This is a genomic window from Pseudomonas sp. MF08817, from assembly GCF_059862705.1.
In genome coordinates this window covers 37368-50146 of the sequence record NZ_JCBCUY010000033.1, presented here as the reverse complement: position 1 = coordinate 50146, position 12779 = coordinate 37368, and the positions used below count along the sequence as shown (strand labels likewise).

Below are 12779 nucleotides of genomic sequence, written 5' to 3'. Positions count from 1 at the left end.
ACGGGTCTGGCGAACGACGGGCGCACGGCGGGGCCGCGGGCACGCGCTGGGGTTACTACCTAGGCGGTTGGGCAGCGGCGCGACCGAACTCTTGTCATGCAATGTTCATGTGCCGGGCGTGCGCCTGAAACGAAAAAGCCGGCAATGGCTTGCGCCATTGCCGACCCTGGAACCCAACCTGCCCAACGGCAGGTTTTTACAACGGACGGCCCAAACCGGCGCACAGGCTGGTGTTGCCCAGGCGCAGCGGGCTGGCAGCCTTGTAGAACGTGTCGTGGACGGCTTGCTGCCAAGTGCTGGACAGCGGGATGAAGGAGTGATCGACCACAGCGGCGTCGTTCAAACCGGTGTAGTGCCGGTTGATGAAGTTGCGGATGCGCAGGTTATCGCTGCTGTCTTTGTAGCACTGGCTGAACACCAGGTTGGTGGTGCCGACGATGGGATAACCGGCAGATGGGTTGGCAAACGTCGGTACCCAGTCCAGTGGGTTGGCGACGTTTTTGGAGGTGTCCAGCGTAGGCGGCAGAACGGTGTCCAGGGTGGTCTGCACGTTGGCCTGGCTAGGCAGCAGGCCGTTGATGGAGGCAACAGCCTGGGCGTTGTCGTAGTCGGCGTAGTCCGGGCTGACGTAGCCGATGGAACCGTTGTTGGCCACGATCGCGGCGGCAACGCCGTCACTGCCGGTCACGCCGATGTAGGTCGAGCCCACTGGCGCGCCGGTGGCTGGGTTAAAGCCCACGGCGGTGCTGAAGTTGTTGCTGGCGCCAGGCACCGAAACCGGTTTTACCGCTTTGAGGTGAGTGGTGAAGATCTCGGTGGTACCGCTGTTTTCGGTGCGGTAGATCACTTTGATCGGCAGGTTTGGACCGGCGGTGCCGTTGAAGGTCACTTGGTTCCAGTTGGTGGTTTTACCGGCGAAGATGTCGGCCAGTTGAGTGCTGGTCAGGTTCAGCGAAGTCTTGCCGTCCAGGTGAAAAGGCACGGTGACCGAGGTAGCAGCGGCGGGCACTTGGATCAGCGCACCGAAGCTTGCCTTGCCCAAGGTGGCGTGAGCGTCATAGGCAGTCAGTTCGGCGGCGCTGACCAACGAGTCGCTACCGGCGTAATCGACGGTGATACCAGGGGCCAACTTGATTTTGGCGGAGTCGTTACCGAAGAAGGCTTTTTTGCCGTCGCCGCTGCCCACACCCTTGTACGCTTCAAAGCCAGGAGTCGAGGACGCCAGGATGCCGGTGCCGGCGGTGGTGCCGTAGAGTTTTTCCGGCAGGGTGGCACCGCCACCGACAACAGCGGCCATGGATTGGGCCGAGGCCAGTGCAGCAACAGCCAGGGAGGCCGCGATCAGAGTGCGCTTAAACATGAAGATTCTCCTTTCGTCGTGTTCATACGTTGAGTGAGTTGTTCTTGCATGACGCCATATGGCGCTCGGGCTCCGGGGCTGTGGTGCAGGTGTTCCGGTCGAGGCCATGGGTTAGAAGTTCGCAGCTCGCGGTGACAGATAAAGGAAAAAACCACGGGAGGAAGGCGCTGTTTTCGAGGTTTTTTTCACGGGTGTGCAGGGTGGTTTGCGAGGCTCTGGCGCGGGGTGTGAGGGTGTTTGTGCGACGTGCCGGGCTACAGGCCTGGGCCGCTGGTGAGGGCTTGGCGCGACATGAAGCAATGATGAACCCGAGGTTGAACGGGCTAATGCTCGGGAGTGCGGGCGCGCAAGGCATCGGCAATCGGCATGTAGCAAGCAGGCTTGCCTGCGCTGGGGTGCGTAGCGCCCCTCGACTGTGTGAACCCAACGGCCACTGCGGGCGCGGGCGAGCCCGCTTGCTACAGAGCCGGTGGGCGGGAGGGTGCATTCACTGCACCAACTGATTGATCTCGATGATCGGCAACAGCACCGCCATGACAATCACCAGCACCACCGCGCCCATGATGACGATCATCAGCGGTTCGAGCAGTGCGGTCATGCCCATGGCGCGGCGTTCGATGTCGCGGGACAGGGTTTGTGCGGCGCGTTCGAGCATGGGCGGCAGGCAGCCGGTTTTTTCGCCGCTGGCGATCAGGTGAATCAGTACCGGCGGGAAGACTTTTTCCACCCGCAGGGCCGAGGCCAGGTTGACCCCTTCGCGCACTTTGGCGGTGGCGTCGCTGACACTCTGGCTCAGGCAGTCGTTGGACAACGTCTGGCGCGCCGCTTCCAGGGCACGTAACAGCGGCACCCCGGCGCCGCCGAGGATCGCCAGGGTGGACGCGAAGCGCGCAGTGTTCAGGCCCAGCACGAAGCGCCCGATCAGCGGCAGGCCCAGCACGCGGCGGTGCCAGGCCAGGCGGGCGTGGGGGTTGCGCAGGTACAGGCGCCAGCTCCACACCGCCGCCGCCATCACACCAAAACACAACCAGCCCCAGGCGCGGATAAAGTCGCTGGCGTTGAGCATCACCAGGGTCAGCCCCGGCAGGTCCTGGCGGGCCTGGGAGAAGGCGCTGACCACCTGCGGCACCACGTAGCTGAGCAAAAAAATCACGATGGCCACCGACACCAGCCCCACCACACCGGGGTAGATGAACGCGGTGAGGATTTTGCCGCGCAGGTTGTTGCGCTCCTCGATGTAGTCGGCCAGGCGTTCCATGACCTGGGCCAGGTCGCCCGACTCCTCCCCCGCCGCGATCAGCGCCCGGTAGATGTCGGGGAAGTCCCGCGGCCGCGCCGCCAGGGCTTCGGCCAGGCGCATGCCGCCGCGCACATCGGCGCGCACGGCGCTGAGGGTCTGAGCGATGTGTTTGCGCTCGGCCTGCTCCACGGTGGCGCTCAACGCCGCTTCCAGGGGTAGGCTGGCGCCCAGCAGGCTCGCCAGTTGCCGGGTGGCCCAGGCCAGGTCGTTGTCCGAGAGCTTGGCGCCAAACAACCCGGCGCCGCTGCTGGGCTGGCTGTCCAGTTGCACCTGCAGGGCAATCAGGCCACGGCTGCGCAAGGCGGCCAGGGCCGCGCCCTGGCTGTCGGCTTCCAGGTGCCCGGTCTCAAGGTTGCCCTGGGCGTCGGCGGCTTCAAAACGGTAGCGATTCATCAGGTGTCCCGTGTCACGCGCAGGATTTCTTCAGGGGCGGTGGCGCCACTGCGCACCCAGCGTTCACCGTCCTCGCGCAGGCTGAACATTCCTGCCACCCGCGCGGCGGCGCGCAGGGCCTGTTCGCCGGCGCCTTGGTGGATCAGGGTGCGGATGTCGTCGTCGATGCAGAACAACTCGTGGATGCCCGTGCGCCCGCTGTAGCCCGTGTGGTTGCACGCCGCGCAGCCCACCGGGCGCCAGGTGCCGGGTGCGCTGGGGTCCTCTTGCTTGCATTGGTTGCACAGGCGCCGCACCAGGCGCTGGGCGAGCACGCCGAGCATGGACGAGGCCAACAGGAACGGCTCCACCCCCATGTCGATCAGGCGATTGACCGCCGACACCGCATCGTTGGTGTGCAGCGTCGCCAGCACCAGGTGCCCGGTGAGGGAGGCCTGCACGGCGATTTGCGCCGTCTCCAGGTCGCGAATCTCGCCGATCATGATGATGTCCGGGTCCTGGCGCAGGATGGCGCGCAGGGCCAGGGCGAAGGTCATGTCGATCTTGGCGTTGACCTGGATCTGGCTGATGCCCGGCAGGTCGTATTCCACCGGGTCTTCGACGGTGAGGATGTTGCTGGTGCTGGCATCCAGGCGCGCCAGGGCGGCGTAGAGGCTGGTGGTCTTGCCGCTGCCGGTGGGGCCGGTGACGAGCACAATGCCGTGGGGCTGGCGGATCAGGCCATCGAGTTTGCCCAGCACCTGGGCGTCCATGCCCAGGGTTTCCAGTTGCAGGCGCCCGGCCTGTTTGTCCAGCAGGCGCATCACCACCCGCTCGCCATGGCCGGTGGGCACGGTGGACACACGAATGTCGATGGGCCGCCCGGCCACGCGCAGGGCGATGCGGCCATCCTGGGGCAAGCGTTTTTCGGCGATGTCCAGTTGCGCCATGATCTTGATCCGCGACACCAGCGCGCCGTGCAATGCCTTGCGCGGCGAAACCACGTCGCGCAGGGTGCCGTCGACGCGGTAGCGCACCACCGAGTGGGTTTCGTAGGGCTCGATATGGATGTCGCTGGCCTCGTCCCGCGCGGCTTGGCTGAGCAAGGCGTTAATCATACGGATCACCGGGGCGCCGTCCTGGGTGTCGAGCAGGTCGGTGATTTCCGGGATGTCCTGCATCAGGCGGTCGAGGTCCACCTCGTTCTCGGCCGCGCCTACCACTGCCGCGGCGCTGCCAGTGTCGGCATAGGCGCTGGCGAGCAGGCCGTCGAGTTCGTCGTCGCGCACCCGCACCAGCCGCGCCGGGCCGAACTGGCGCCGCGCTTCGCCGATGCTCCAGCCCGGTGTGGACGGGCAAATGGTCAACACCGCGCCCTGCTCGTCTGCCCCCAGCAGGATGCGTTGGGCCTTGGCCCAGGCGTAGGGTAAGGCGCTCATCTCGCGGCCCTCGTCAGGGTTGGCGTAGCAAGCGGGGCGGTCATGGGGCGGGCACCGCGCGCAGGGTTGCCCGCACCGGGGTGGCGGGCGGTACGCCTTGGGCGGCGTTGGGCAGTTGCGGGGCTTGCATGTCGGGCATGGCCCAGCTGCGTTCCGGTTGCAGGCCGCCCTGGGCGCGGCGCATGAAGTCGTAGCGGTTGAGGGTGATACCGCGCCCCGCCGCGCTGTCGCGGATGATGTAGGGCCGCAGGAAGACCATCAGGTTGGTTTTGTTGATGGCGCGTTTTTCGTTGCGAAACAGTGCGCCGATGCCCGGCAGAGTGCCCAGCCATGGCACGGCGTCGTTGCTCTGGCTGTAGCCGTCCTGGAGCAGGCCGCCGAGGACCATGATCTGGCCGTCGTCCAACAGGATGCTGGTGTCGATCGCCCGTTTGTTGGTGACCGTGCCGCTGGAGGCGGCGGTGGCCCGTTCATCGACGCTGCTGACTTCCTGGTAGATGTCGAGCTTGACCGTACCGCCCTCGGAAATCTGCGGGCGCACGTTGAGCTTGAGCCCCACTTCTTCGCGCTGCACGGTTTGGAACGGGTTGTTGCTGGTGCCGCCACCCCCGGTCACGTAGCTGCCGGTGACGAAGGGGATGGTCTGGCCGACGAAGATGCTCGCCGCTTCGTTGTCCAGGGTCAGCAGGTTGGGCGTAGACAGCACGTTGCTGCCGCCCTTGGCCTTGAGGGCGTGGGCCAGCACCTTGAGGTCCAATACCTTGCCCACGCCGGGGATGTCCACGGTGCCGTTGACCAACCCCAGGCTCAGGCCGCCGGGTAGCACGTCGAGGCTGGTCTTGCCGCCGGTATTGATGCCGCTACCGCCCAGGTTGGCACCGCCGATCACGCCTTTGCCGCCCAGGTTGCCGGTTTGCCATTGCACGCCGAATTCGCTGGCGTCGTCTTCGTTGACTTCCACGATCAGGCTTTCGATCACCACTTGGGCGCGGCGCTGGTCGAGCAGGTCGATGACTTCGCGCAGGTTGCGGTACAGCGGGTCGGGGGCGGAGATCAGCAAGGTGTTGGTGGTGGCGTCGGCCTGGATGGTCACGCCGCCGGCGGTGAACGCCACGCTCTGCTCATTGGCCGTCGCCCCGCCACTGCTGCCCGGTGCGCTGGCGCCCTGGGCATAGCCGCTGCTGGCCGGGGTGCCCGCGGGCGGTGGGCTGCTGCCGTTCTGGCCGCCACTCTGGCTGGCGCCGGTGGTGGCGCCCATGGCGCCGAGCTTGGCCCGGGCATCGTCGCTCAGACCGCTGTCGCTTTCGCCGGTGAGCAAGCCGCGCAGGGCCTGGGCCAGTTTGCCGGCCTGGGCGTTGCGCAGGTACACCACGTGCAGGTTGCTGGGGTTGCTCTGGGCGTTGTCCAGTTTGTACACCAGGTTGCGCGCCAGCTCGGTGCGCTCCGGGCTGCCGGCGCGAATGATGATGGAGTTGGAACGCGGGTCGCCGAGCACGGTGATTTTTTGGGTCGGGTCGTTGCCCTGGCCTTCGAGCAACTCGGAGACCATGGCGGCGATATCGACTGCGATGCCGTTCTGCACCGCCACCACATCGGTGTCGATGGCGCTGGGAGTGTCGATGCCGTCGATGATGCGCGCCACCCGCTCGAGGTTTTCTGCGTAATCGGTGATGACCACCGTGTTATTGCCCGGGTAGGCGTTGATCGGGTTGTTGGGCGAGACGATGGGGCGCAGCACCGGGATCAGGTTCACCGCGTTTTCGTATTGCAGGCGGAAGGTGCGGGTCAGCATGCCGTTACCGGCCGGTTGGTCGGCGCTGTAGAGCGGCCCGCCCAGCAATTTGGCGTCGGCCTCGGGCACCACTTGGGCGACGCCGCCGACGTCCACCACGCTAAAGCCCTGCATGCGCAGCGCCGCCAGCAGCATGTCGTAGGCCTGGCGCGCCGGCACCTGGCCCTCGGACACCAGGGTCAGGTTGCCCTTGACCCGTGGGTCCACCAGAAACTGCTGGCCGGTGGAACGGGACAAGGCGCGCACCACGGCTTGGATATCGGCCTCGACGAAATTGAGCTGCACCGGTTGCTCGCCCAACGGGTTGCGCGCCGGAGCCGGGGCGTTGCTGGCCGCGCGGCTGCGCCCGGGTTGGCTGATGGGGTGCTGCACCCGGGGCTTGGGCGCCAGGTCCGACTGGTTGCGCAAACGGTCGGCCAGGGCGTCGCCGCTGCGCTGGGTATTGGCCAGGGGCCGGCCCAGTTCGCTGTCCACCAGCAAGGGCGGTTGCGGCGTGGGCGGGTTGCTGCTGCATGCGGCCAGCGCCAAGAGGAACACGGGCGCGACCTTGCGGTACTGACGGCGCAAAACTGACTGCTTCATGAAGCTTCCTTAGCGCCAGGCGCCTGATCCATGCGTACGGTTCCGGACAATGTGCTGCGCGTGTCATCGAGCGCCGCGCCGCGCTGCAAGCGGGCCTCGATGACGTTCAGGGACAGTTGCCGAGGGTTGCCCAGCAGCCAGCCGACCAGCGCATCGGCGGGGGCTTTGTCGAACGTCAGTTGCCAGGCCGGGTTCCCAGAGTCGGGCGGCTGGAGTTGGTAGTGCTCGCCCAGGCCGCTGGCGTGCAGGGACTGGCGCAGTTGTTGTTCCAGGCCCGGGCCGGCGCCCTGCCCCAGGTCGCCGAGCAAGGCGTCCAGGGCTTGGGCCTGGGCGCGCACCTTGGGGGTTTCGGCCTGCCAGTAGGCGAGTTTTGCCAGGGCCGGCCCGATCAGCACGCTCCAAACCAGCAGCGCCGCGAGGGCCAGGGCAGCACCGGCCAGCAGGCGTTTTTCGCGCAGCGCCAGGGCCTGCCAGAACGCCTCGGCGCGGGCCGTGAGGTGGCGCAGACGCGCCTGGGGTGCAGCGAAGGAAACCTTACTCATCGTCCACTTCCTTGGGGGCGTCGGGGGTTGGGGCGGCGGCCATGGGGCGCAGGGTCCAGCCGGCGTCGCTGGCACTGGCCTGAATGCCCGCCTCGGCCAGGGTGGCCTGCCAGGCGTGGTCGGCGGGTTTACGGCTGTCAGCCAGCAGGGTCAGTTGCAACTCGCCATTCTCGAACACCAGCCCTTGCACGCTGGCGGCGATAAACGGCATGGCCGTGGCGGCGTGTTGGATCAACGGGGTGAAACCGGCCTCGCCCGCTACGCCGCTCTGCCGTGCGGCGAGTTGCTGGCGGGCCTGCTGCAAGGGGTTGAGGATCACCGGTAATTCGGGAAAGGCCTGCTTGACCCGCTGGTGGATCTGCGCCTTGAGCTGTTGGCCCCGGGCGGCTTCGCGGGCGGCGTAGAGGTTCAAGCCCAGCGCCCACACCGCCACCGCTAGGGCGCAACAGGCCAACGCCTTGCCCCACCCTTGGGCCGCGTGCCCACGGCCCAGCACCCCGGCGTGCAAGCCCCAGCCCGGCGCCGGCCCAGCCCAGCGCTGCTGGCTGGGCAAGCCTGCGGGCAGGCCCTGCGGGGCACCGTCCCCCAACCATTGCACGTCGGGGCCGGCAACGGTCAGCAGGTCGGCGTCAGCCGCCTCGGGGTACACCTCGGCGTGCAGCAGGCTGTGGCGCAGCAGCAGGTAGCCGTCCCAGCGGCACGCCACCGGGGCGCCGCTGGCCACTGTCGGCAAGGCGTAGGCCGCCGGGAAAAGGCCGCGCAACGTCAGCCCACACTGGCGCAACAGGGCGCCGAGCCGCGCCAACGCATCACGGGGCAGCCAGGCCAGGGCCACCCGGCCGTGATCGTCGCGGCGGCCATGGGCAATGAACATCTGCGCCGGCGCGCCGAGGATCAGCCCCGCCACCGCGCACTGCACCGCCGCCGTGACCTTGACCGCTGGCAACGGCGGCAGTTCGAGGCTGGCGAGCACGCTGTCCTGCGGGTGCAAGTAGGCCTCCAGCGCGGGCAACTTGGCGCGCTGGCCGAGTTGGGCCAGGGTGCAACGGCCCTCCTCACGCACCTGGCCGTTACGCTCCAGCCAGGCGAAGGTCACTTCGCTGTTGGCCTGCAAATCAGCCAGGGGCGGCAAGGCCATGCGCAACAGGCTCATACCCCCACCCGCGACCAGATCACCCGGGGCATGGCCTCTTCGCTGCGGTACAACAACACGTCGAGGCTGACCCGGCGCCGGTCGCTGCGGGCCTGGCCGCGCAGGCGGAACCACTCGCTGGTAATGCCGACCCGCACGTCGTCGACCACCAGGTGCGGCATGCGCAAGCGGTTGACGAACTCACCCCGGTTGATAAACCACTGGCCGCTGTCGCGCTCTGCGATCAAACCTTGGGCCCGGGCCAGCGACAGCCCCGGCACCACCGCCGCCAGCACCGTGGCGCTGGCGGTGTTGCCATTGACCCAGGTGTTGGCCGGCAGAATCGTCAGGTACGGCGCCAAGCGCGCCAGCAAGGCGTCGTCCACCCCTTCGACACCACGCAGGTCATCGAGGCTGCGCAGCATGCTGTATTGCGCCCGCTCGGGTTTGGCCGGCGCGTTGGGTGAAGTGGCGCGAGCACCTGGACTGACGGGGGCTGCGGGCACCGGCTCACGCTTGGCAACACGGGGATAGGCATTAATGACCCGCTGGCTGATGCGCTGGCCCACCGCCGGGCTGACGCCGAGCAATTGGCACAGGCGCTCGAAGTTCTGTAACTCTTGCGGGTCCGGGCGCTGGTTGGCCATCAAGTTGCGCAGGTTGAACTTGCCCTGCTCGTCCTGCAATTGCCCGGCGAAAGGGCCAGCGCCCTGTTGCAGCACGATGGGCCTGGCCCAGGGCTGGTCGAGGCGGGTCGCCGCTTCCTGGAGGCGGGCATCGCGCAGCACCTGGCGGCTCAGCTCCACCGCACCGAGCAGGCGCCAGGTGCCCTGGACCCGTTGTTGTTCGGCCTCAAGGCTGCGGGTGAACAGGGTCTGGCGGTTGAGCATACCGCCGGCGATCACCGCAACCACGGCGGCGATCAGCAAGGCGCTGATGATGGCCATGCCCTGCTGCCCGGCCGGTGCTGGCGTAGGACGCTTCATGGCCGGCCCTACAACTGCCAGGAGCCGATATCGGCATTCACGCCCTCGCCGTCGGGCTGGCCGTCGGCGCCCAGGGAAAAGATGTCCACCTCACCATTAGCGCCGGGGTTGAGGTAGTTGTAAGGGCGGCCCCAGGGGTCATTGGGCAAGCGGTCCAGGTAGGCGCGCCAGTTGCTGTTCTTGGCATCGGCGGGGCGTTCCACCAGCACCTTGAGGCCCTGGCTCATGCTGGGGTAGGTGCCGTGGTCGAGGCGGTAGAGCTTGAGGGCTTGCATCAGGCCGCCGATGTCCTGGCGCGCGGCGGTGGCCCGGGCCTGGTCGGGGCGGTCGAGCACCTTGGGCACCACCATGGCCGCGAGAATCCCGAGGATGACCACGACCACCATGATTTCGATCAGGGTAAAGCCGCGCTGGCGGCGCCCATGGCCCTGGGAGTTGATGCGTGCGATATCCATCTCGACGTTCCTTGGCTTGATTCGATTCGCCGCGAAGTGTTGCAAGAAGATATGTCAGAGGTATTGAAAAACCTCGGGAGGTTCGGTCAGCAAGCGGTCAAGGGCCGGGGCTAGTGTGCAAGGCTCTCCCCTGCCCTGGAATGCCCATGCAGCGCCCTCGCCGGCAAGTTGGCTTTACCCTGATCGAAGTGCTGGTGGCCCTGGCCATTATTGCCGTGGCCATGGCCGCGGCCGTGCGGGTGGCGGGGCTGATGACCCAGAGCAACGGCCTCTTGCGTGACAGATCCATTGCCCTGCTCGCGGCCCAGAGCCGCATGGCCGAACTGCGCCTGCAAGCGCGCCTGCCCAATGGCCTGAGCCGCGTCGATTGCGACCAGGGCCGTTTGCTGCTGCGCTGCGAACAACGCATCGCACCGGCCACCGACCCGCGCTTGCTGAGCATCAACCTCACCGTCCTGGACCGCAGCCGCGAGGCACCGCCACTGGCAAGGCTTGAGACCCTGCTGGTGCGCCCGCTGTAGGCACAACCCGTGGGAGCAACGCTGTGGGCCCTGCTCGCGATAGCGGTATTTCCACCGCGATAAATGCATTGCCTGGGCCGGCCTCATCGCGGGCAGGGCCCGCTCCCACAGGGGAGCCGCGGGCCAGCCAGCATAGGTGATCGACACCAGGTCCTGTGGGAGCGAGCCTGCTCGCGATGCCAGCCAGCACCTTTGCCGCCTCAGGCACCGCCGTCGCGAGCAGGCCCGCCCCCACAGGGGGCGTTTTGAGGTATGTGGATTAGGTGGCCAACTCCCGCAGTTTGGCCAGTTCTGCCGTCGGCAACGGGATGCCCGCGACCAGCGACTTGGCCCGGGTGCGGTAGCGGCGGTCGCCCGGCAGGCGTTCCAGGCCCACGGCGTGCATCTGCCGGACCAGTTCGGCGCTGCGCTGGGCGAAGCTGTTGCCGCCGGACTTGCTCGGGTCGATCACGATAACCAACTGCCCGGTCCAGGGCGTTTGCGCACCGGGGTGCTGGGACCAGTCGAACTCGAATGAGAAGTTGCCCCCGGTCAGCGCCGCCGCCAGCAGTTCCACCATCATCGACAGCGCCGAGCCCTTGTGCCCGCCAAACGGCAGCAAGGCGCCGCCATTGAGGATGGCTTTGGGCTCGCAGGTAGGCTGGCCGAGGCTGTCCACGCCCATGCCTGGGGCCAGTAGCTCGCCCTTGCGCGCGGCGATCTGCACGTCGCCATGGGCGATGGCGCTGGTGGCCAGGTCGAACACGATGGGGTCACCCCCTTCGCGGGGGGCGGCGAACGCAATGGGGTTGGTGCCGAACAGCGGCCGCTGGGCGCCGTGGGGCACCACGCACGTCATGCTGTTGACCACGCTCAGGGCTACCAGGCCTTCTTCGGCGAACGGCTCGACATCCGGCCACAACGCCGCGAAATGGTGGGAATTACGAATCGCCAGCACCGCGATCCCGGCGCTGCGCGCCTTCTCCACCAACAGCGCGCGTGCTGCGGCCAGGGCCGGTTGGGCGAAGCCATTGGCAGCGTCCACGCGCACGAAGCCCGACGCCACGTCTTCGACCACCGGCAGCGCTTGGCCATCGACCCAGCCGCTGGCCAGGGACGACAGGTAACCGGCGATGCGGAAAACGCCATGGCTGTGGGAACCGTCGCGCTCGGCGCGGGCACAGTTGTCGGCCAGCACCTGGGCCACGGCCGGCGAGGTGCCGTGGCGCAGGAAGATGCGTTGCAGCACGTGGCTCAGCTCGGCCAGGCTGAGGTGGGCCGTATCGGGGGATGAAGGCATTCTGAGGCTCCGGTGCATTGTTATTGGAAGTGGGCTACAGCGGTTCGACTATCCAGTCATGCCAGTTAGCTGTCAAATATTGACTTAATGACAGAAAACATTCACCTTCTGCCTCAAGTGCTGAATAACAACAGGAAGCAGCCTTGAGCCAGCCTATCAAACAACGCCTTGAAAGCAGCTTGTCGACCGCCGCCGCGTCGGGCCGGGCGATTGCCAGCTACATGCTGGCCAACCTCTATGAGCTGCCGTTCCAGACCTCGGCCGATATCGCCGCCAAACTGGGCGTGAGCGAATCCACGGTCGGGCGCTTTTGCCGCTCCATCGGCTACCGCCACTTCAAAGCGCTGAAAAACGACCTTAAGGCCGACCTGGGCGAAGGCCCGTGGCTGGTGGGCGATCGCCTGCAAGAATTCCGCCAGCAGGCGAACAACAGCCCCCAGGGCCTGCCGCGCAGCTTCGAGCTGGAAGTCGGCGCCCTGGTCAAAGTCTACGAATACAGCCTGACCCCGGCCTGGCAAGTGGTCAGCCAACGCCTGGCCACGCGGCCCAAGGTGTTTGTCGCCGGGTTCCAGACCGAACGCGGCATCGCCGCCTCCATGGTGCACTTACTGCAATACCTGCGCGACGGCGTGCAGCAGGTGGACGGCTGCGCGAGCAATTTCGCCGACGTGCTGCTCAGCGTGCCCCAGGAATGTGCCCTGGTGGTGTTCGACGCCCGCCGCTACTCGCGCCACGCCCTGACCCTGTGCCGCAAGGCCCGCGAGGCCGGGATCGCGGTGACGCTGGTCACCGACACTTTCTGCGACTGGGCCGAACAGAACGCCGACGAGGTGTTTCGCGTGCCCACCGAGTTCAACCTGTTCTGGGAATCCACCGCCACCATGCTTTCGCTGGTGCACCTGATGGTCAATGAGGTGTGCAAGCAACTGGGCCCGGACGTGGAAAAACGCCTGGAAGCCACCGCCGCCCTGCATAACGAGTTCGTTGGCTACACATCGTCACCCGCTCAAAAACAATAA

11 protein-coding genes are annotated in these 12779 nt (G+C 66.9%); 2 read left to right on the top strand and 9 right to left on the bottom strand.

Going from position 1 to position 12779, the window contains the following annotated elements; translation table 11 throughout:
• Positions 1-196: 196 nt before the first annotated feature.
• From AC19YR_RS19520 to gspG, 8 genes are all read right to left on the bottom strand, one after another.
• The gene (locus AC19YR_RS19520; RefSeq protein WP_500599773.1) at positions 197-1360 is read right to left on the bottom strand and encodes a substrate-binding domain-containing protein; all 1164 of its coding nucleotides are present in this window, start codon (positions 1358-1360) and stop codon (positions 197-199) included.
• Between the two features lie 487 nt (positions 1361-1847).
• Positions 1848-3053 (bottom strand): type II secretion system inner membrane protein GspF, encoded by a 1206-nt coding sequence (gspF, locus tag AC19YR_RS19515; protein WP_500599772.1) that lies wholly within the window; start codon positions 3051-3053, stop codon positions 1848-1850.
• Positions 3053-4471, bottom strand: a complete 1419-nt coding sequence (gspE, locus tag AC19YR_RS19510) for a type II secretion system ATPase GspE (protein WP_095109712.1) — start codon at positions 4469-4471, stop codon at positions 3053-3055. The genes gspF and gspE overlap by 1 nt, the downstream gene beginning before the upstream one ends.
• A gap of 40 nt (positions 4472-4511) precedes the next feature.
• Positions 4512-6845, bottom strand: coding sequence for a type II secretion system secretin GspD (gene gspD, locus AC19YR_RS19505; RefSeq protein WP_500599771.1), 2334 nt, complete (start codon positions 6843-6845; stop codon positions 4512-4514).
• Positions 6842-7387, bottom strand: coding sequence for a type II secretion system protein M (locus AC19YR_RS19500; protein WP_500599770.1), 546 nt, complete (start codon positions 7385-7387; stop codon positions 6842-6844). The genes gspD and AC19YR_RS19500 overlap by 4 nt, the downstream gene beginning before the upstream one ends.
• Positions 7380-8540, bottom strand: a complete 1161-nt coding sequence (gspL, locus tag AC19YR_RS19495; protein WP_500599769.1) for a type II secretion system protein GspL — start codon at positions 8538-8540, stop codon at positions 7380-7382. Before gspL ends, AC19YR_RS19500 begins: the two co-directional genes overlap by 8 nt.
• Positions 8537-9505 carry a type II secretion system minor pseudopilin GspK gene (gene gspK, locus AC19YR_RS19490; protein ID WP_095109716.1) on the bottom strand — a complete coding sequence of 323 codons (969 nt, stop codon included), beginning with the start codon at positions 9503-9505 and terminating at the stop codon, positions 8537-8539. Before gspK ends, gspL begins: the two co-directional genes overlap by 4 nt.
• Positions 9506-9513: 8 nt before the next feature.
• Entirely contained in the window at positions 9514-9960 is a 447-nt protein-coding gene (gspG, locus tag AC19YR_RS19485; protein WP_095109717.1) for a type II secretion system major pseudopilin GspG, read from the bottom strand.
• Positions 9961-10106: 146 nt separating this feature from the next.
• Here gspG and gspI point away from each other — a divergent pair, with 146 nt between their 5' ends.
• Positions 10107-10481: a type II secretion system minor pseudopilin GspI gene (gspI, locus tag AC19YR_RS19480; protein ID WP_095109718.1), complete on the top strand. Its 375-nt coding sequence runs from the start codon at positions 10107-10109 to the stop codon at positions 10479-10481.
• Between the two features lie 259 nt (positions 10482-10740).
• Here the strand turns inward: gspI and AC19YR_RS19475 are convergent, their stop codons facing one another.
• The gene (locus AC19YR_RS19475) at positions 10741-11760 is read right to left on the bottom strand and encodes an Ldh family oxidoreductase (RefSeq protein WP_500599767.1); all 1020 of its coding nucleotides are present in this window, start codon (positions 11758-11760) and stop codon (positions 10741-10743) included.
• Between the two features lie 143 nt (positions 11761-11903).
• On the opposite strand from AC19YR_RS19475, the gene AC19YR_RS19470 reads away from it, so the two are divergent.
• The gene (locus AC19YR_RS19470; RefSeq protein ID WP_500599766.1) at positions 11904-12779 is read left to right on the top strand and encodes a MurR/RpiR family transcriptional regulator; all 876 of its coding nucleotides are present in this window, start codon (positions 11904-11906) and stop codon (positions 12777-12779) included.

Bases quoted from the DNA above. Each gene is read 5' to 3' on its own strand.
- gspL (WP_500599769.1), bottom strand. From the start codon at position 8,540: ATGAGCCTGTTGCGCATGGCCTTGCCGCCCCTGGCTGATTTGCAGGCC.
- gspF (WP_500599772.1), bottom strand. From the start codon at position 3,053: ATGAATCGCTACCGTTTTGAAGCCGCCGACGCCCAGGGCAACCTTGAG.
- AC19YR_RS19500 (WP_500599770.1), bottom strand. From the start codon at position 7,387: ATGAGTAAGGTTTCCTTCGCTGCACCCCAGGCGCGTCTGCGCCACCTC.
- gspD (WP_500599771.1), bottom strand. From the start codon at position 6,845: ATGAAGCAGTCAGTTTTGCGCCGTCAGTACCGCAAGGTCGCGCCCGTG.
- gspG (WP_095109717.1), bottom strand. From the start codon at position 9,960: ATGGATATCGCACGCATCAACTCCCAGGGCCATGGGCGCCGCCAGCGC.
- gspI (WP_095109718.1), top strand. From the start codon at position 10,107: ATGCAGCGCCCTCGCCGGCAAGTTGGCTTTACCCTGATCGAAGTGCTG.
- AC19YR_RS19475 (WP_500599767.1), bottom strand. From the start codon at position 11,760: ATGCCTTCATCCCCCGATACGGCCCACCTCAGCCTGGCCGAGCTGAGC.
- gspK (WP_095109716.1), bottom strand. From the start codon at position 9,505: ATGAAGCGTCCTACGCCAGCACCGGCCGGGCAGCAGGGCATGGCCATC.
- AC19YR_RS19520 (WP_500599773.1), bottom strand. From the start codon at position 1,360: ATGTTTAAGCGCACTCTGATCGCGGCCTCCCTGGCTGTTGCTGCACTG.
- gspE (WP_095109712.1), bottom strand. From the start codon at position 4,471: ATGAGCGCCTTACCCTACGCCTGGGCCAAGGCCCAACGCATCCTGCTG.